Genomic DNA, 18617 nt, shown 5'->3' on the forward strand with positions numbered 1-18617 from the left:
GACACCCGTGTAGGTGTTTGTGAAAAGGGCTGATCAACGAGCTGTTTTGGGGCCCTTCGTGCGTCGCGGATCACCCGGAGCTCGGTCAATCCCTACACATGTGTTGGTTTTGGCTCGATGAGTGCTACCGTGTCAGCATGACTCCGACCGAGGACGCCGAAGCACGCGGCTACGCCAACGGTCGCGCGCGCCGTGACGTGATCATCCGCACCGCGTCGGAGCACTTCGCCGAGCGCGGTTTCATGTCGGCGACGATTCTGGAGATCGCTGCAGCATGCGGCATCTCCCGCGCCGGACTGCTGCACCACTTCACCGATAAGGAAGCCCTCCTGCATGCGGTGCTCGAGGCGCGGGACGAAGAGGACCAGGAGCGGTTCGCGCCGTACGTCCAGACGCACGGCGCGATGGGAGTGCTCCGCGGCATGGTCGAGCTCGCAGACCACAACCGGCTGGTACCCGGCCTGATCGAGCTCTTCGTGCGGCTGTCCGCCGAGGCGGCCGCTACCGATCATCCCGCTCACGACTACTTCGCGCGGCGCAACGAACGTATTCGCGGGGGAACGGCGCGAGCGCTTCGCGCCCTCCAAGCGCGCGGTCTGGTGCGAGCGGACCTCGAGGCGGCAAATGCCGCGCTGCTCCTCACCTCTCTGATGGACGGACTCCAGTTGCAGTGGCTCTTCGATGCCGAGGTGGATCTGGCACAGGAGATTCGCGGCGTTGTGGGCGAGTGGCTCACTCCCGCGGGGCGTCAGGCGTTCGACGCCGCACTGCCCGTGCTCGCCGCGTGAGCGCGCCTACTTCAGCAGTCGGCTGAGCCGGCGATCCGCGAGCGGCTTGCCGCCGGTCTGGCAGGTGGGGCAGTACTCGAGCGAGCGATCCGCGAAGAACACGCTGCGTACCGTGTCGCCGCAGACCGGACAGGGTTTGCCCGCCTGGGCATGCACGCTCATGCCGGCCCGCTTCGCATCCTTCAGCTCCGCGGGTGGTTTGCCCGAGGCGACGGAGATCGCCGTGGTGAGCGTTTCGATCATGGCCTGGTGCAGCCGCGCGGTGTCGTCGTCGCCGAGCGTTGCGGCGATCGCGTACGGCGACAGCTTCGCGGCGTGCAGGATCTCATCCGAATAGGCGTTGCCGATGCCGCCGATGATCGACTGGTCGCGCAGCAGCCCCTTGATCTGCGTCCGGCGGCCGGCGAGCAGCGCGCGAAAGTCCTCGAGACTCATCGGCGGGTACAGGGGGTCGGGTCCGAGTCGTGCGATCCCCGGTACGGTCTGGGGGTCGCGGGTGACGTACACCGCGAGGGACTTCTTGGTGCCCGCTTCGGTGAGGTCGAAGCCGGCACCGTCATCGAAGGCGATGCGCAGGGCGATGGGCGTGCGGCCCGGTTTGATGACCGTGGCGGGCAGCGCGTCGTACCAGCGCAGCCACCCGGCCTTTGCGAGATGAAACACGAGATGAAGCTCGTCCCCGTCTCCCGTGACCGTGATGATGTCGATGAACTTGCCGTGCCGCGCGACCCCGCGCACGGTGCTGTTCACGAGCCGGTCGATGGGCGGATCGAAGGTCTTCAGCGCAGCGATCGAGGCGACGGTCGCCTTCGTGATCGTGCGTGACGTCAGACGGTCGTCGAGATAGTCGACGAGTCCCTGCACCTCCGGCATCTCAGGCATGCGCCTATCCTGCCACCCGGCACCGACACCGGCGACCCGTCAGCCTTCGGGATAGAGCCAGACGACCGCCGCCCACCGTGTGTCAGGGTCCGCCGTCACCTCGAGCCCTCCGTCCTCGGCGGAGAGGTTCGAATCATGCTGGATGCGGTAGGTCTTCCCATCGCAGGGGACCTCGGCGGAGCTGCCGGAGAGCACCCCGAACGTCAGCGGGGCGCCACCCGTACACGTCAGGTCGGCACCCATCGTCCCGACGAACTCACGCGTTGTCGTTCTCGGGAGCGGACCCTGGGTGGGGGCGTACTCGGCGATCATGATCGCGTTCTCCGGCAGCGCGGGTGTGACCACCTCGGCGGAAGGTGGAGGCTGCGTGGGAATCGGCGTGGCGACGGCGGATTCCTCCGGGACAGCGAGCTCCACGATCGGCTCCGGAGCGCACCCGCAGAGCGCCAGCACCAGCCCCAGCGCGACGGTTCCGGTGGCAACGATCGTCCGCATGCCGCGACCCTACCTCGCGGGTCGGTATGCGTCCAGGCGACTCAGCCCAGGACGGTCCATGCGACCGGGGCGGGGGAGTCGGTGAACAGCCGCCCCGCGCTCCATCCGTCGGTGCGTCCGCCGCTCGTCGTGACGAACGCTCCGCGGCGCACGCCCTCGAAGCGGAATCCGAGGGCGCGTGCCGCGCGAGCGGAGGCGATGTTGCCGACCGCCGCGTTCCATTCCAGACGGTCCAGACCGAGTCCCGACGGCTCGAATCCGTGATCGATCACCGCACGGGCGGCCTCGGTGAGGTAGCCGTTCCCCCGCTGGTCGCCGCGTATCCAGAAGCCGATCTCCGCAGTGCCCGGGCCCCGGCGGGTGAGGCTGATCATTCCGACCAGAGGTGCGGTCTCATCGTCGGGTGCGGTTCTGATCGCCCACTCATAGCCGGTGTCCGCCGCCGCCCGCGCTTGCGCCTCATCGATGAACGCCGCCGCATGCTCGGCCGTGTACGGCGATGGCAGCGGCGTCCAGCGGGGGATCTCCGGATCCTGGCAGGCGTCGGTGATCGCCGGAGCGTCCCCGGCGGTCGGCGCGGACAGGGTCAGGCGCGGTGTGCGAAGAATCGGGGTGTTCATCAGGGTCCTGCGAAAAGGACGGAGGGAGCGGACGACTGCCGCTCCCTCCGTCGAACGTGTGGTGCTCAGCGTCGGCGCAGCAGGCCGACCTTGTCGTACACGTCGCCGAGCGTCTGATCGGCCACGGCCTCCGCCTTGCCCGCGTTCACGGACAGGACGCGGTCGAGTTCAGCGGGGTCCGCCATGAGCTCGAGCGCCTTCGCGCGTACCGGCTCGAACTCGTTGACGATGGCTTCGGCCACGGCCTTCTTGAAGTCGCCGTAGCCCTTGCCCGCGAACTCGTCCTCGATCGCCGGGACCTGACGGCCGGTGAGAGCGGACATGATAACGAGCAGGTTCGAGACACCGGGCTTGTTCTGCCGGTCGTAGCGCACGGTGCCGTCGTTGTCGGTGACGGCACGCATGATCTTCTTCGCGTTGACGCTGGGCTCGTCGAGCAGGTACAGCACACCCGACTGGTTCTCCGCCGACTTCGACATCTTCGACGTCGGGTTCTGGAGGTCGTAGATGCGTGCGGTCTCCTGCTGGATCACCGGGTTGGGTACGCGGAAGGTCTCCCCGAAACGCGAGTTGAACCGCTCCGCCAGGTCGCGGGTGAGCTCCACGTGCTGCTTCTGGTCCTCGCCCACGGGGACGACATCCGTCTGGTACAGCAGAATGTCCGCGGCCATCAGCACCGGGTAGGTGAACAGTCCCACGCTGGTGGTGTCCGCGCCGTAGCGCGCCGACTTGTCCTTGAACTGGGTCATGCGTCCGGCTTCACCGAAACCGGTGAGCGTCGAAAGGATCCATGCCAGCTCCGGGTGGGCGGGCACGTGCGACTGCACGTAGAGCGTGGAACGCGTCGGTTCGATCCCAGCCGCGATGTACTGCGCCGCGGTGCGGCGTGTCTTCTCCCGCAGCTGTTCGGGATCCTGCGGCACGGTGAGGGCGTGGAGGTCGACGACGGAGAAGAACGCGTCGTAGGAGTCCTGCAGGCCGCGCCACTGCATCAGCGCACCGATGTAGTTGCCGATCTGCAGGGAGTCGGCGGAGGGCTGCATTCCAGAGTAGAGGCGCGCTTTTCCAGTCACCCCTCGATCCTACGCGTGCTCCGCGATCACTCCGGCGCGCACCCGATCTGCGGCCCTGACATACTGACGGCATGGGCCAGGCGATCACCGTGACCGAAGCGGACATCCGCGGCATTCGTCGCGACTTCACCCGTCACGCGATGACGCGTCCGGCGACTCTGGTGCCGCTGGTTGTCTTCGCCCTGGGGGGCTCTGGTGTTCGTGATCGTCGCGCTCGCAGCGGAGCCGTGGTGCTGGCTCGCTGCGGCGGTCGCGGTGCTGACCATCGCGCTGATGCCCTTCACGCTGGGGCGTCGGGTCACGCGCGCGTCGCGCTCGGGGATGCCGGTCGGTTCGGAGCTTCACGTGCACCTCGAGGACGGCTCTGTGAAGACGGCGGGACCCGCCGGATCTGCGTCCACGCTCCTGCCGGTCTTCCGGCGAGCGATCATCTACCCCGACACCGTGCTCATGCAGCGGACGGGCACGAACGTGGCGTTGGTGTTCCCGCGGCGCTGCTTCACCGACGAAGAGATCGCCGTACTGCGCCGCGTCGATTCCGCACGCGGGCGCGGTGTGCAGATCGCACCGTCCGCGCCCACGGCGTCGTCGTCTCAGATCTCGTAGTCGACGATCACGGGAGCGTGGTCGCTCCAGCGGGTGTCGTAGCTGGGTGCGCGGAACACCGAGTAGTTCGACGCCACCGCGGCGAGCGCGGGAGACGCGAGGTGGTAGTCGATCCGCCATCCCGAGTCGTTGTCGAACGCCTTGCCGCGGGCCGACCACCAGGTGTAGGGGCCCGGGACCTCGCCCGCGTGCGCACGCCCCACGTCGATCCAGCCGAGGCCGACGCCGACCGATCCGTCCACTCCGGTGATCTCGGTCCCGGCTGCGCCGAGGAATCGGTCGAAGTACGCGCGCTCGCGGGGAAGGAACCCCGCCTTCTTGACGTTGCCCTTCCAGTTCTTGATGTCCAGCTCGCGGTGGCCCACATTGAGGTCGCCCGTGACCAGGGCGAGCGCATCGTCGGCGCTGAGTTCGGGAAGGCGCAGCGTCATGGCGTCGAGCATGGCCCACTTCGGATCCTGCTTGGCCGGAGTCTCCGCCTCACCGGTGAAGACGTACGCGGACACGACCGTGACGGTGCGGCCGTTGACCAGGAAGTCGGACTCGATCCAGCGTCCGGCGGTGTCATGTTCCGCAGCCGTGATTCCGATGCGGACCGCGTCGGCCTCGGTGCGACTCGCGATGGCGACGCCCGCACGACCCTTCGCCGTTGCCTCCTCGTCGACGATGGTCCAGCCGGGCAGGGCCTTCTCGAGTTCGGCGCGCGGCGCACGGACCTCCTGGAGCGTGAGGACGTCGACGTCCGCGGTCTCCAGCCAGTCGTGCATGCCGTTGCGCACCGCCGCTCGAATGCCGTTGACGTTCACGGATGCGATGCGAAGACGTGTCATGAGTACAGGCTATCGACCCCCGCGGACATTGATCCGCGGCGTCAACGCCGGCCGCGATGCGGGCGTTGCGCTTCCAGCGTGGCTAACCGATCGCGCGCCTCTTCCAGCTCTTCGCGCGCCCGCGTCACGGTGCGGATGGCGCGGCCGCGCGCCGCCCACGCGGCGTCTCGGCGCGCCAGCCTCGCCTCCCGAAGTCGCACCTCCGCGGCACGGACCATGAGGTCGGCTTCATCGATGCGGCGCTCGTGCTCACTGCGCTCGACGATCGGGGTGTCGGTCTCATCGGCGCGCTCGGTGATCCACGCTGCGGCCAGCAGGACGACGATCATCGCCACCCGGAACCACAGGAACAGTCCGAGCAGGATGGCGAAGGTCGCGATGAGCGGGTTCGCCGGCGGCCGTCCGAGCAGCCAGCCGGCGGAGAACTGGAGGATGACCAGCGCGACCGATCCCGCGACGGATGCAGGAAGAACCTGTCGAAGGCTCAGGTCCGTGCCGCTCAACCAGGTGAACAGCGTGACGAGCACCACGAAGTCCACGAGCAGCGTGACCACGACCGTGGCTGATCGGCCGAGCACCACGACGGCCGGCACCGAGTCGGTCCAGCCCAGGGCGTCGAACACACCGCCGAGGGCGGACGTCCCGATCGCGCTCATCGCGCCACCGGTGAGCAGCAGGATGGCGTAGCCCAGCGCCGCGACCGCGTCCCAGACTTTCACCACCGCGAAGTGCGCGTCGACGGCGGGGAGCCCGAACATGTCGCGGACAGCGCTGCGGAGGAACGTGACCCACCCCACCGCAGTCCACGCGAACACGACGAATGCCACGATGCCGGTGACCGACCAGACCGGGCGTGCACCGGCGGCGAGCTCGCTGATCTGAGCGTCGGAGATCAGTCCCGGTCCGCCGTCAAGGGAGATCAGCCCGGGTGCGAGCCCACTGACGAGGCCCAGCAGCGGGTCGACGGCCTGCTCGGAAGAACCCAGCCAGATCCCGAGCACCGCCACCGCGATGTACAGCGCCGCGAAGACGGCGAACACGGCCTGGTCGCTCGTTCCGGACGCGAGCAGGAGTCCGTTGCGTCGGTTGAAGCGCACCCACACGCGCAGCGGAAAGGAGTTCGTGAGGGCGTGTGCGAGCGGTCGGGTCCGGGCTTCCCGGCCCGGCTGCGTACTCTCGGCGCTCACCCCTTCAGCCTACGGGTGCCTTCCCGCCAGCCCACGTCGTGAAGGCAGGAGCATGCGCCGAAAGCAGGAGGGATTCACGCGATCCGTCATGATCTCGGCGCGCCATCATGCGTTCGCGGCACGCGGAGGGGCTCAGTCGGGCGATGAGCCCTCGCGCTGGCGTTTCAGTTCGCGCTCACGCAGCAGGGTCTGCTCGATGCGCTGGCGTGCGGTGATGCGCTCGGCGGGTGTGGCCTCCAGCTGTTCCAGCTCCCGCTGACGCAGGTCGAGCTTCTTCTGGGCCTCGGTCACGTCGCGGCGTGCGCGACGCCGATGCCAGAATCCGGCCTCCGCAACGGCGCCGCGAGCCTCGGTGAGTTCCAACTGCGCGGCGTCCACCAGCACGAGCGCGTCCTGGATCCGCTGCTCGCGGGCACCGACGCGTTCGATCACGACGTCGTTGTCATCCGCGGACTCGGCGACCCATGCTGCCGCCAGAAGAATCGCCATCATCACGAAGCGGATCCAGAGCAGCAGACCGATCAACACCGCGAACGTGACGAGCAGTGGGTTGCTGGGCGTCTTGCCGATCAGGAAGCCGAACGCGAGCTGCAGCACCGCGACCGCCCCACCGCCGAGAAGCGCGCCCGGAAGGACATGACGGTTGCTCAGCGAGGTGGCCGTGAGGAAGCGGAACAGCACGACGAGCGTCACCGTGTTCACGGCGAACAGCACGGCGATCGACACGACCCGACTCACGAAGGCGAGCCAGCCGTCATCCGTCCACTGCAGGAAGGAGAAGAGCCAGCTGAACGCCGACGTGGTTCCCCAACCGAGGACCGCGCCGATCAGCAGCAGGACGGCGAAGCCGATGGCCGCGAGAAGATCGCGCACCTTGAGCAGGACCGCGTTTCCCGTCTCGTTGGGAAGACCGAAGATGTCGCGCACGGTGGCGCGGATGGCCCCGATCCACCCGACAGCGGTGAACAGCACGACGAGGAGGGCGACGATACCGGTGACACCGAGGGTGGTCGCGCTCTGCGACGCGACGTCATGGACCGCGTCGGGGGAGATGATCCCCCCGCTCTCCTTGATCGCACCCGGCAGGTACTGATTGATGACGTCGATCAGTCCGTCGATGGCGGCGGCGCTGCTGCCCAACCACAGACCGGTGACGGCGAATGCCAGGTAGAGCGCGGCGAAGATGGCAAACAGAGCCTGATAGCTGACCCCGGCCGCCAGCGTCTGGCCGTTGCGCCGCGAGAAACGCTGGAAGACTCGCACCGGAAACCACTGCAGGACCTTCTCGGCCGTCTCCTGCGCGTGCTGCACCACCGCGGCCGGTCCCGAGGGCTCGTTCGCGCCCTCGGTCCCTGCGTCGCCGCGCCGCTCTGCCTCGCTCACCGCGCCACCGCCTTCCCGAACTCTGCCGATGGATCCGGGCATCCCTCTCGAACGGGCAGGCCGACGGCGATGACTCGGATAGCGCTCACCCGCCCACGCTAACCGATCGGCTCCGAATGAGCCCGACGGGTTGACGGGGACGACGGCCTGGCGCTAACGCAGAACGAGAGGGGCGCCGTCAATGACGGCGCCCCTCTCGTTCGTGAAGGTCAGCGGCGGCCCGAAAGCACCGCCTGCTTGACCTCGGCGATGGCCTTGGTGACCTCGATGCCGCGGGGGCATGCCTCGGTGCAGTTGAAGGTGGTGCGGCAGCGCCACACGCCTTCCTTGTCGTTGAGGATGTCCAGACGGACGTCCGCGGCGTCGTCACGCGAGTCGAAGATGAAGCGGTGCGCGTTGACGATGGCGGCCGGGCCGAAGTACTGGCCGTCGGTCCAGAAGACGGGGCAGGACGACGTGCACGCGGCGCAGAGGATGCACTTGGTGGTGTCGTCGAAGCGCTCACGCTCAGCGATGGACTGCGTGCGCTCCTTGCCAGGCTCGGCTACCTTCGCGGGCTGCAGGAAGGGCTGCACCTCGCGGTAGGAGGCGAAGAACGGCTCCATGTCGACGATGAGGTCCTTCTCCAGCGGCAGACCCTTGATCGCCTCAACGTAGATCGGCTTGGAGATGTCCAGGTCCTTGATCAGCGTCTTGCAGGCGAGGCGGTTGCGGCCGTTGATGCGCATCGCGTCCGAGCCGCAGATGCCGTGCGCACACGAGCGGCGGAACGACAGCGAGCCGTCGACCTCCCATTTGATCTTGTGCAGTGCGTCCAGCACGCGGTCGGTGGCGTACAGCTCAACGTCATAGTCCACCCAGCGCGGCTCAGCGTCCTGCTCCGGGTCGAAGCGACGGATGATGAACGTGACCGTGTAGGCCTGCACACCGGAGTCGTTGGTGGGCGCCTCGGCGAGATCAGTCGACATCAGTACTTCCTCTCCATCGGCTGGTAGCGGGTGACGACGACGGGCTTCCAGTCCAGCTTGATGTGGTCGGTGGCGTCATCGGAGTGGGGGTCTCCGGTGAGGTAGGCCATCGTGTGCTTCATGTAGTTCTCGTCGTCGCGCTTGGGGAAGTCGTCGCGCATGTGACCGCCACGACTCTCCTCACGGTTGCGGGCCGCGTACACGACCACCTCGGCGAGGTCGAGCAGGAAGCCCAGCTCGATCGCCTCGAGGAGGTCGGTGTTGAAGCGGCGACCCTTGTCGTCGACGTAGATGTTCTTGTAGCGCTCGCGCAGTTCCTCGATGGTGCCCAGCACGCTGGTGAGGGACTCCTCGGTGCGGAACACCTGAGCCTTCATGTCCATCTCGTCCTGCAGTCGCTTACGCAGCGTCGCGATGCGCTCGGTGCCCTTCGCGTTGCGCACGCCCTCGACCATGTCGATGACGGCCTGCGCGGGGTTCTCCGGAAGCGGGACGAACTCGGCAGAGTTCGCGTACTTCACCGCGTTGCGACCGGCGCGCTTGCCGAACACGTTGATGTCCAGCAGCGAGTTGGTGCCGAGCCGGTTGGAGCCGTGCACCGACACGCAGGCGCACTCGCCGGCGGCGTATAGGCCCGGAACCACCGTGTTGTTGTCCGCGAGCACCTCGGCGTCGTTGTTGGTGGGGATCCCACCCATCGCGTAGTGCGCGGTCGGCATCACCGGAACCGGCTCGACCACCGGGTCCACGCCCAGATAGGTGCGGGCGAACTCGGTGATGTCGGGGAGCTTGGTCTCCAGCACCTCGGCGCCCAGGTGCGTGCAGTCCAGCAGCACGTAGTCCTTGTGGGGACCCGCACCGCGACCGTCCAGCACCTCCTGGACCATCGACCGCGCGACGATGTCACGCGGCGCGAGGTCCTTGATGGTGGGGGCGTAGCGCTCCATGAAGCGCTCACCCGAGGCGTTGCGGAGGATGGCGCCCTCACCACGAGCACCCTCGGTGAGGAGAATGCCGAGGCCCGCGAGGCCGGTGGGGTGGAACTGGAAGAACTCCATGTCCTCCAGCGGCAGCTTCTTGCGCCAGATGATGCCGACGCCGTCGCCGGTGAGGGTGTGGGCGTTGGAGGTGGTCTTGAACATCTTGCCGAAGCCGCCGGTGGCGAAGACGACCGCCTTCGAGTGGAACACGTGGATGTCGCCGGTGGCCAGCTCGTAGGCGACGACGCCGGCGATCTTCGTGTCCTTGCCCTCGCCCACGGTGATGAGATCGAGAGCGTAGAACTCGTTGAAGAAGTTGATGCCCAGGCGCACGCAGTTCTGGAACAGCGTCTGCAGGATCATGTGGCCGGTGCGGTCCGCCGCGTAGCAGGCGCGGCGCACGGGCGCCTTGCCGTGATCGCGGGTGTGGCCTCCGAACCGGCGCTGGTCGATCTTGCCCTCGGGCGTGCGGTTGAACGGAAGGCCCATGTTCTCGAGGTCGATGACCGCGTCGATGGCCTCCTTCGCGAGGATCTCCGCCGCGTCCTGGTCGACGAGGTAGTCGCCGCCCTTGACGGTGTCGAAGGTGTGCCACTCCCAGCTGTCCTCTTCGACGTTGCCGAGCGCGGCGGCCATACCGCCCTGCGCTGCGCCCGTGTGGGAACGCGTCGGGTAGAGCTTGGAGATGACCGCGGTCTTCGCGCCGGGTCCGGCCTCGATCGCCGCGCGCATGCCCGCGCCACCGGCGCCGACGATGACGACGTCGAACTGGTGGTAGTGCACGCCGTCCTTGACGTAGGAGTCTGCTGTCTCAGTAGCCACGCTGTGATGCCTCTCGGAGTTCCCGCTCAACTGCACGTCACGCCGGCGACCACGTCACCGGCGGTGGCGCCGATGCACGGATCGAAGGCGATCACGACGTAGGTGCCGAGGATGATCAGGACGGCCGCGGCGATCCAGATCAGGCTGACGAGCACCGTGCGAACGGTCTTGTGGGTCACGTAGTCGTTGGTGACGGTGGTCATGCCGTTCGCGCCGTGGATCAGCGCGAGCCAGAGCATGAGTCCATCCCAGACCTGCCAGAAACCGCCGGCATACTTGCCCGCGACGAATCCGAACGTAATCTGGTGGATGCCCTCACCCGTGAGGAGGTTGACGAACAGGTGTCCGAAGATCAGCACGATCAGCAGCACGCCGCTGATGCGCATGTAGAGCCAGCCCCACTTCTGGAGGTTGAAGCCGCCGTTGCGCTTGACGTGCGGCGTGCGCGGCATCGCGAGCATCTCCGCGGTCATCAGTGACCACCTCCCACAGAGCTGAACACGCGCACCAGGTGCGCGGGGGCGAAGCCTGCCATCACGACGACCCAGACCGCGATGACGCCCCAGAAGAGCTGACGCTGGTACTTGGCGCCCTTCGACCAGAAGTCGACGAGGATGATGCGCAGACCGTTGAAGGCGTGGAAGGCGATGGCGGCGACGAGCACCGTCTCACCCAGGCCCATGACCGGGTTCTTGTACGTGCCGATCACGGCGTCGTACGCCTCCGGCGACACAGTCAGCAATGCCGAGTCCAGCACGTGGACCAGCAGGAAGAAGAAGATCGCGACACCGGTGATGCGGTGCAGAACCCAGGACCACATGCCTTCGTTACCCCGATACAGGGTTCCGCGCGGCGTCTTCGATGTGGTCTCGGATACCGACGGTGTCAAGCGAGCGCTTGTGGACACGTCGTCCTCCCTGATCGATGAGAAGCGCGGGCGTGAACGGCACGCGAGCGCATCCACATCCTATGCCCGCAGTGCAGACGGGTCGAGAAAGGACACCCTTACTCTCGGGGGTAGTGGGCCGTTCCCCGGGCGCGCCGTCAGCATGGGACGCTCGCATCGGCCCCGCTGTGCGAGCCGCCAGGAAGCCGTCGCAGCGGACCGGTACGGTGAGGGGCATGACTGCGCCCCTGGACGACTTCTATGTTGTGATCCCGGCCGGAGGCATCGGCAGCCGTCTGTGGCCGCTGTCTCGCGCCGATGCGCCGAAGTTCCTGCACGATCTGACGGGTTCAGGTCACTCTCTGCTCCGCGACACCTGGGAGCGACTGCTCCCTCTCGCTGGATCCGATCGCATCGCCGTCGTCACCGGCCGTGCGCACCGAGCTGCGGTGGAGGAGCACCTGCCCGACCTCGCAGACAGGAACGTGTTCCTGGAGTCCGAGCCGCGCGAGTCATCTGCGGCGATCGGCCTCGCTGCCGCGATCCTGCATCGCCGCAATCCGGACGTCATCATCGGATCCTTCGCCGCGGACCATGTGATTCGCGGGGAGCGGGTGTTCGAGTGGGCCGTGCAGCAGGCTGTTGCTGTGGCCCGCGCCGGGTACATCTGCACCATCGGCATCACGCCCACCGAGCCGTCGGTCGGTTTCGGCTACATCAAGCGCGCCGACGATGAGCTTGCGGTGGACGGCGCCCCCGAGGCGGCGCTGGTGGAGCGCTTCGTCGAGAAGCCTGACCTCGCCACGGCGAAGCAATACCTCGAGGAGCGCACCTATCTCTGGAACGCGGGGATGTTCATCTCGCGCGCCGATGTGCTGCTGGAGGAGCTGCGCCGCACCAAGCCGGCGCTGCACGCCGGCCTCATCGAGTTGGCCGAGGCGTGGGACGACAAGGACCTGCGTGGCCCGGCGGTCGATCGCATCTGGCCTCGGCTCGAAAAGATCGCCATCGACTACTCCGTGGCCGAGCCGGCGGCGGATGCCGGACGCCTCGCGGTGATCCCCGGCCACTTCGACTGGGATGACGTGGGTGACTTCGCGAGCCTGGCGAAGCTGCAGAACCGCGGTCGACCGAGCGATCTGGCCATCATCGGCGCGGAGGCCCGCGTGCTCGCCGACGCGTCCAGTGGCATCGTCGTCAGCCAGACCAAGCGGGTGATCTCGCTCATCGGCGTGCGCGACATCGTGGTGGTCGACACCCCGGATGCGCTCCTGGTGACCACGAGCGAGCACGCCCAGCGCGTGAAGGGCGTGGTGGACGCCCTGAAGCTCACCGGCCGCGGCGACGTCCTGTAGTTCGCGCACGGTTCGTCGTGATCATCTGCGCAGGTCAGCGCGCATTATCGCGGGCGAAATCGCAACGTCATGCTCATATGAGCACGACGTTGAGGATCTGTTGCATCTCGATAACCATTGGATCTGCACCCGTCGAAGCGCGCATGTTTCCGGGTAGTTTTCGAATGCTCCCGTGAAGTCCGCGGGGCCTATCCCGTGGAGGCCTGAGTGACCATCTCAACCACCAAGAAGATCGCGGGCGTCGCAGCAGCAGCCGGCCTGCTCTTCGCGCTCGCCGGCTGTGGTGCCGCACCCGAAGACACCACGTCCACGTCGGGCGCCGGCGCCACCAGCGGTGCCGAGAAGCCCGCCGACAGCAACTTCAAGCCCTGCATCGTCTCCGACGACGGCGGTTGGAACGACAAGTCGTTCAACCAGTCCGCCAAGGAGGGCCTCGACAAGATCGCCGCCGAGCTCGGCGTCGAGACCGTCGAGCTGCAGTCCGATGGTGACAGCGACTACGCACCTAACCTGGAGCAGCTGGTCAGCCAGAACTGCACCTACATCGTCACGGTTGGTTACAAGTTGGCCGCGGCCACGGTGGACTCGGCGAAGGCCAATCCCGACATCAACTACGCCATCATCGACGACTCCGCAGACGTCGACCAGGACGGCAAGACGGACGCTCCGAACATCAAGCCGCTGCTGTTCGACACCGTCCAGGCGGCCTACCTCGGCGGCTACGCTGCGGCCGCGTGGTCCGACGCGAGCGGTGTCAACAAGGTCGGCACCTTCGGCGGCATCCAGATCCCGCCGGTCACCATCTTCATGGATGGCTTCGTCGACGGTGTGAAGAAGTTCAACGAGGACAACAGCAAGAACGTCGAGGCCATCGGCTGGGACGTCGCCGCGCAGAACGGTCAGATGACGGGTGGCTTCGCGGCCAACGACACCGCCAAGCAGACCGCTCAGTCGCTGCTTGACCAGGGCGCCGACGTGCTGCTCCCGGTCGGCGGACCCATCTACCAGTCGGCCGCTGCCGCCATGACAGAGGGCGACGTCATGCTCGGCGTCGACTCCGACGTGGCCGTGTCCGACCCGTCGGTCGCCGACAAGGTGCTGGTCTCGATCATGAAGCGCATCGACGAGGCCGTCTACACGTCGGTCAAGGAAGCCGCTGCTGGCAACGTGGACGTGACCCCGTACCTGGGCACGCTCGAGAACGACGGTGTCGGCCTCTCCAGCTTCCACGACTTCGAGTCGAAGCTGCCTGCGGGTCTCACCGACAAGCTGGATGCCCTGAAGCAGGACATCATCGACGGCAAGATCACGGTCACCTCGGTCTCTTCGCCGAAGGCCTGACCCACTCCGGGATGCGGCCGGGCGGAGTCCTCCGCCCGGCCGCATCTGCTGTCATCACCCCGGAGAGAGCGTGCTGTTACCTCGAATGCGCTCTGTCCTCTGAACCCGTGTCCTCGATAAGGTGCACCCATGAAGCTTGAGCTCCGCGGAATCACGAAGCGGTTCGGCAACCTCGTCGCCAACGACCACATCTCCCTGACCGTCCAGCCCGGTGAGATCCACGCGCTGCTCGGGGAGAACGGTGCCGGAAAGTCCACCCTGATGAACGTCCTCTACGGCCTGTACCAGGCTGACGAGGGCGAGATCCTGCTGGACGACGTCGTCCAGAACTTCGCCGGCCCCGGTGATGCCATGTCGGCCGGCATCGGCATGGTGCACCAGCACTTCATGCTGATTCCGGTGTTCACCGTGGCGGAGAACGTGATGCTCGGTCACGAGCAGACGCACGGCCCCGGCATCCTCGACATCGACGCGGCTCGCGAGCACGTGCGCACGGTCGCCGCGCGCTTCGGATTCGAGATCGACCCCGACGCGATCGTCGAAGACCTCCCGGTCGGTGTGCAGCAGCGCGTCGAGATCATCAAGGCACTGGCACGTGACGCCCGTGTGCTGGTGTTCGACGAGCCCACCGCGGTGCTCACCCCGCAGGAGACGGACGAGCTGATGGCGATCATGCGCCAGCTGCGCGAAGAGGGCACGGCGATCGTCTTCATCACCCACAAGCTGCGCGAGGTGCGCGAGGTGGCGGATCGCATCACCATCATCCGCCTCGGCCGTGTGGTGGGGGAGGCCTCGCCGACCGCCAGCAACACCGAGCTGGCGTCCCTCATGGTGGGGCGCGCGGTCGAGCTGACCGTTCACAAGGACGCACCGAACATCCGGCCCGGCGGTCTGGTCGTCAGCGACCTGAGCGTCCAGCTCCCGTCGGGGCAGCTCGCCGTCGACCACATCAGCTTCGAGGTGCGCCCGGGCGAGGTGCTCGCCATCGCGGGTGTGCAGGGCAACGGACAGACCGAGCTGGTCGAGGCGCTCGTGGGCATGCAGAACCGCGTCACCGGCTCCGCTCGCCTGGGAGATGTCGAACTGGTGGGCAAGAACGTGCGCGCGGTGCTGGATGCCGGTGTCGGCTTCGTCCCCGAGGACCGCAACGAAGACGGCCTGGTCGGCTCCTTCTCCGTGGCGGAGAACCTCATCCTGGACCGTTCCTCGGATCCACAGTTCGCCTCCGTCGGCACCATCCGGCGCGGAGCTCTCGATGAGTTCGCCCGCGACCGCATCGCGGAATACGACATCCGCACGCAGGGACCGCAGACTCCGGCGGCGGCCCTGTCCGGCGGAAACCAGCAGAAGGTCGTGATCGCGCGCGAGCTGAGTCGCGACCTCACGCTGTTCATCGCATCGCAACCCACGCGCGGCGTCGACGTGGGCTCGATCGAGTTCATTCACAAACGCGTCGTCGAGACGCGTGATTCCGGGGTTCCGGTGATCGTCGTCTCCACAGAGCTCGACGAGGTCACGGCGCTGGCGGACAAGATCGCGGTGATGTACCGCGGACAGATCATGGGCATCGTCCCCGCGGACACCCCGCGCGACGTCCTCGGCCTCCTGATGGCGGGAGAGAAGGCAGCATGAACGAGAAGAACACCGGATCGGACGATCCGCTCGCCGCAGCCGGCCCGACGGCTGCCCCCGAGGCGGTCGCCGCCGAGAAGACCATCACCACCGAGGTCGCGAACACCGCCGGCGCCGCCGCCGCTCAGGGCGAGCCGAGCCGGAACATCCAGAACATCCCGGTGCCGCGCGGCAACGCCGTCATGCGAGAGATCCTGCGCGGCAGCGTCGTGACGACGCTGTTCGCGATCGTCGCGGCGTTCATCATCGGGGGCATCCTGATCGCCGCCACCGATCCCGACGTGCAGAAGGCCTCCGGCTACTTCTTCAGCCGGCCGATGGATACGATCTCCGCCATCTGGCAGGCCGTCTCCAACGGATACTGGGCCCTGTTCCGAGGCTCGATCTTCGATCCCGAGGCGGCCAACTTCGTCCGGATGATCCGGCCGCTGACCAACACGCTCGGCTTCGCGGTCCCGCTGATCCTTGCCGGTCTCGGCGTCGGTCTCGCGTTCCGCGTCGGCCTGTTCAACATCGGTGCGCAGGGCCAGATGCTCATCGCGGGTGTGTTCGCGGGCTTCCTGTCGTTCCAGATGTCGATGCCGCTGTGGCTGCACATCCCCTTCACCATCCTGGTCGCGGCTCTCGGCGGTGCGGCCTGGGCCGGCATCGCCGGATTCCTGAAGGCGCGCACCGGCGCGCACGAGGTGATCCTCACGATCATGCTCAACTGGATCGCCCTCAACCTCGTGGGCTTCCTGGTGCGCACGCCCGGTCTGCAGAAGCCCGGCTCGAACCAGTCCCAGTCGGTGGCGACCCCCGAGACCGCGCAGCTGCCGCAGCTGGCAGGTCCCCAGTTCCCCGGCCTGAATCTCGGTCTGATCGTGGTGATCATCCTCACGGTGGTCGTCTGGTGGCTGATGGAGCGCTCGAGCCTCGGGTTCCGCATGCGCGCCGTGGGCGAGAACCCGCACGCGGCTCGTGCCGCCGGCATCAGCGTCGACCGCATGTACGTCTACGCGATGATGTTCGCCGGTGCTCTTGCGGGCATCGCCGGTGCGTACCAGGTGACCGCCGTCACGACCTCCGGCTTCGACAACCGCTTTGACGCGGGAGTCGGCTTCGACGCGATCACCGTGGCGCTGCTCGGACGCAGCCGCGCCGGTGGCGTGTTCGCCGCCGGACTCCTGTTCGGCGCACTGAAGGCCGGATCCTTCGCGATGAGCGGACAGGGAATCCCGTCCGAGATCGTTGTGGTGGTCCAGTCGATCATCGTGCTGTTCATCGCGGCCCCGCCGCTGGTGCGCACGATCTTCTTCCTCCCCAAGAGCGACGCGGAGATCGCGGCGAAGCTCAAGGCCAAGGCAGCCAAGAAGGCGGCCAAGACGAAGGCGGTGGCGGCATGACCGTGGCTGACATCCAGACGCCCGCGCCCGCAGCGGCGACGGCGGACATCAAGACGCCGCTGAAGCTGAAGGTGCCGGTCTCCTTGACCGCTGCGTTCGCGCTGCTCGGACTGCTGCTCCTGCTCGCGCCGCGTCACGGCGATGCGATCTTCAACCTGGACCCGAACTCGTCGCAGAAGATCCCGGTCGTCCTGGGCGACCTTCCGATTCCCGCGGATGCCACGATCGTCGTCTGCATGGTGGTGCTCGCGCTGCTGGCAGCGTGGTCGTGGGTGGCAACGGTGCTCCGCCGCAAGGCGGGAGCGTGGGTCCCCGTGCTGTTCGGCGTGCTGGGCGTCTTCGTCTTCGTGACGTGGGCCGCCGCCGGTGCCAGCGGTAAGGTTCCCGTCGTCGGTCTGCTCTCGGGCGCGCTCTCGCTGGCCGTCCCGCTCGTGTTCGGTGCCCTCGGCGGCATCATCGGCGAGCGCGTGGGTGTGGTCAACGTCGCCATCGAGGCGCAGTTCCTGCTCGGCGCGTTCATGGCCGCGATCACCGCATCCATCACGCACAACCCCTATGTCGGACTCATCGGCGCGATGATCGGCGGCATGCTGGTGGCGTTCGTGCTGGCTGCGTTCGCGATCAAGTACCTCGTCGAACAGGTCATCATCGGTGTCGTGCTCAACGGTCTGGTGCTGGGTCTCACGAGCTTCCTGTACCAGATCGTGCTGGTGCCGAACGCCCCGGCCCTGAACACTCCCGCGCAGTTCGGCAACCTGAAGATCCCGCTGCTCGGGGACATCCCCGTCATCGGTCCGGTGCTGTTCAACCAGCCCTTCATCGTGTACCTGATGTACATCGTGGTGCCGTTCGTGGCCTTCAGCCTCTACCGCACCCGCTGGGGCCTGCGTGTCCGCGCCGTGGGCGAGTACCCGCGTGCCGCCGACACCGTGGGCATCAACGTCAACCGGGTGCGCTTCACCAACGTGGTGCTCGCGGGTGCGATCGCCGGTGTGGGCGGCGCGTACTTCACGCTCGCATCGGTGCCGCTGTTTACGCAGAACATGACGAACGGCCTCGGCTTCATCGCCCTCGCCGCGGTCATCTTCGGTCGCTGGGACCCGATGCGCGCCACGTTCGCCGCGCTGCTGTTCGGCTTCGCGCAGAACCTGCAGAACACCTTCAGCGCGCTGCAGTCGCCCGTGCCGAAGGAGTTCCTGCTGATGCTGCCGTATGTGGTGACGCTGATTGCGGTCGCCGGATTCGTCGGCCGCATCAAGGGCCCGGCGGCGTCCGGCAAGCCCTACATCAAGGGCTGACACACTTTCCAGCTCATGAATGGGCCCAATTCGACCCGGATTGGGCCCATTCGTGCACACAGAACATCGTCGACGCGGCCACGAGC

At 67.2% G+C, this 18617-nt stretch carries 18 protein-coding genes; 7 read left to right on the top strand and 11 right to left on the bottom strand.

The window, feature by feature from the left end; translation table 11 throughout:
• The first annotated feature begins 137 nt into the window (after positions 1-137).
• A complete protein-coding gene (locus ABTV68_RS05325; protein ID WP_433676576.1) occupies positions 138-788 on the top strand; it encodes a TetR/AcrR family transcriptional regulator in 651 nt (216 codons plus the stop codon).
• Positions 789-794: 6 nt separating this feature from the next.
• Here ABTV68_RS05325 and ABTV68_RS05330 read toward each other — a convergent pair whose 3' ends face one another.
• The 4 genes from ABTV68_RS05330 to trpS all read right to left on the bottom strand — a co-directional run bounded on the left by ABTV68_RS05330 (position 795) and on the right by trpS (position 3828).
• The gene (locus ABTV68_RS05330; RefSeq protein WP_433676577.1) at positions 795-1670 is read right to left on the bottom strand and encodes an Fpg/Nei family DNA glycosylase; all 876 of its coding nucleotides are present in this window, start codon (positions 1668-1670) and stop codon (positions 795-797) included.
• Positions 1671-1709: 39 nt separating this feature from the next.
• Complete coding sequence (locus ABTV68_RS05335) at positions 1710-2165, bottom strand: hypothetical protein (RefSeq protein WP_433676578.1); 456 nt, start codon at positions 2163-2165, stop codon at positions 1710-1712.
• Between the two features lie 41 nt (positions 2166-2206).
• A complete protein-coding gene (locus ABTV68_RS05340) occupies positions 2207-2785 on the bottom strand; it encodes a GNAT family N-acetyltransferase (protein WP_433676579.1) in 579 nt (192 codons plus the stop codon).
• A 65-nt stretch (positions 2786-2850) separates the two neighbouring features.
• Complete coding sequence (trpS, locus tag ABTV68_RS05345; RefSeq protein ID WP_433677551.1) at positions 2851-3828, bottom strand: tryptophan--tRNA ligase; 978 nt, start codon at positions 3826-3828, stop codon at positions 2851-2853.
• Positions 3829-4053: 225 nt separating this feature from the next.
• On the opposite strand from trpS, the gene ABTV68_RS05350 reads away from it, so the two are divergent.
• A complete protein-coding gene (locus ABTV68_RS05350) occupies positions 4054-4464 on the top strand; it encodes a hypothetical protein (RefSeq protein WP_433676580.1) in 411 nt (136 codons plus the stop codon).
• Here ABTV68_RS05350 and ABTV68_RS05355 read toward each other — a convergent pair.
• The 7 genes from ABTV68_RS05355 to sdhC all read right to left on the bottom strand — a co-directional run bounded on the left by ABTV68_RS05355 (position 4452) and on the right by sdhC (position 11541).
• Positions 4452-5294 carry an exodeoxyribonuclease III gene (locus ABTV68_RS05355; protein WP_433676581.1) on the bottom strand — a complete coding sequence of 281 codons (843 nt, stop codon included), beginning with the start codon at positions 5292-5294 and terminating at the stop codon, positions 4452-4454. The genes ABTV68_RS05350 and ABTV68_RS05355 overlap by 13 nt on opposite strands.
• Before the next feature lie 41 nt (positions 5295-5335).
• Complete coding sequence (locus ABTV68_RS05360; RefSeq protein WP_433676582.1) at positions 5336-6481, bottom strand: YihY/virulence factor BrkB family protein; 1146 nt, start codon at positions 6479-6481, stop codon at positions 5336-5338.
• 132 nt (positions 6482-6613) lie between these two features.
• Positions 6614-7864, bottom strand: a complete 1251-nt coding sequence (locus ABTV68_RS05365; RefSeq protein ID WP_433676583.1) for a YhjD/YihY/BrkB family envelope integrity protein — start codon at positions 7862-7864, stop codon at positions 6614-6616.
• 209 nt (positions 7865-8073) lie between these two features.
• Positions 8074-8832 carry a succinate dehydrogenase iron-sulfur subunit gene (locus ABTV68_RS05370; RefSeq protein ID WP_433676584.1) on the bottom strand — a complete coding sequence of 253 codons (759 nt, stop codon included), beginning with the start codon at positions 8830-8832 and terminating at the stop codon, positions 8074-8076.
• Positions 8832-10634 (bottom strand): succinate dehydrogenase flavoprotein subunit, encoded by a 1803-nt coding sequence (gene sdhA / locus ABTV68_RS05375; RefSeq protein ID WP_433676585.1) that lies wholly within the window; start codon positions 10632-10634, stop codon positions 8832-8834. Before sdhA ends, ABTV68_RS05370 begins: the two co-directional genes overlap by 1 nt.
• A 26-nt stretch (positions 10635-10660) precedes the next feature.
• Positions 10661-11107, bottom strand: a complete 447-nt coding sequence (locus ABTV68_RS05380; RefSeq protein WP_231092577.1) for a succinate dehydrogenase hydrophobic membrane anchor subunit — start codon at positions 11105-11107, stop codon at positions 10661-10663.
• Positions 11107-11541 (bottom strand): succinate dehydrogenase, cytochrome b556 subunit, encoded by a 435-nt coding sequence (gene sdhC / locus ABTV68_RS05385; RefSeq protein WP_231092578.1) that lies wholly within the window; start codon positions 11539-11541, stop codon positions 11107-11109. The genes ABTV68_RS05380 and sdhC overlap by 1 nt, the downstream gene beginning before the upstream one ends.
• Before the next feature lie 215 nt (positions 11542-11756).
• On the opposite strand from sdhC, the gene ABTV68_RS05390 reads away from it, so the two are divergent.
• The 5 genes from ABTV68_RS05390 (at position 11757) to ABTV68_RS05410 (ending at position 18531) form a co-directional block, all read left to right on the top strand.
• Positions 11757-12875 (top strand): mannose-1-phosphate guanylyltransferase, encoded by a 1119-nt coding sequence (locus ABTV68_RS05390; RefSeq protein ID WP_433676586.1) that lies wholly within the window; start codon positions 11757-11759, stop codon positions 12873-12875.
• Positions 12876-13082: 207 nt separating this feature from the next.
• Complete coding sequence (locus tag ABTV68_RS05395) at positions 13083-14216, top strand: BMP family lipoprotein (RefSeq protein WP_433676587.1); 1134 nt, start codon at positions 13083-13085, stop codon at positions 14214-14216.
• A 129-nt stretch (positions 14217-14345) separates the two neighbouring features.
• Entirely contained in the window at positions 14346-15848 is a 1503-nt protein-coding gene (locus ABTV68_RS05400) for an ABC transporter ATP-binding protein (RefSeq protein WP_433676588.1), read from the top strand.
• Complete coding sequence (locus ABTV68_RS05405) at positions 15845-17233, top strand: ABC transporter permease (RefSeq protein ID WP_433676589.1); 1389 nt, start codon at positions 15845-15847, stop codon at positions 17231-17233. Before ABTV68_RS05400 ends, ABTV68_RS05405 begins: the two co-directional genes overlap by 4 nt.
• Positions 17230-18531, top strand: a complete 1302-nt coding sequence (locus ABTV68_RS05410; RefSeq protein ID WP_433676590.1) for an ABC transporter permease — start codon at positions 17230-17232, stop codon at positions 18529-18531. The genes ABTV68_RS05405 and ABTV68_RS05410 overlap by 4 nt, the downstream gene beginning before the upstream one ends.
• Positions 18532-18617 lie beyond the last annotated feature (86 nt).

Origin of the sequence: Microbacterium gorillae (assembly GCF_050990725.1) — a bacterium.
GTDB classification, from domain to species: Bacteria; Actinomycetota; Actinomycetes; order Actinomycetales; family Microbacteriaceae; genus Microbacterium; species Microbacterium gorillae_A.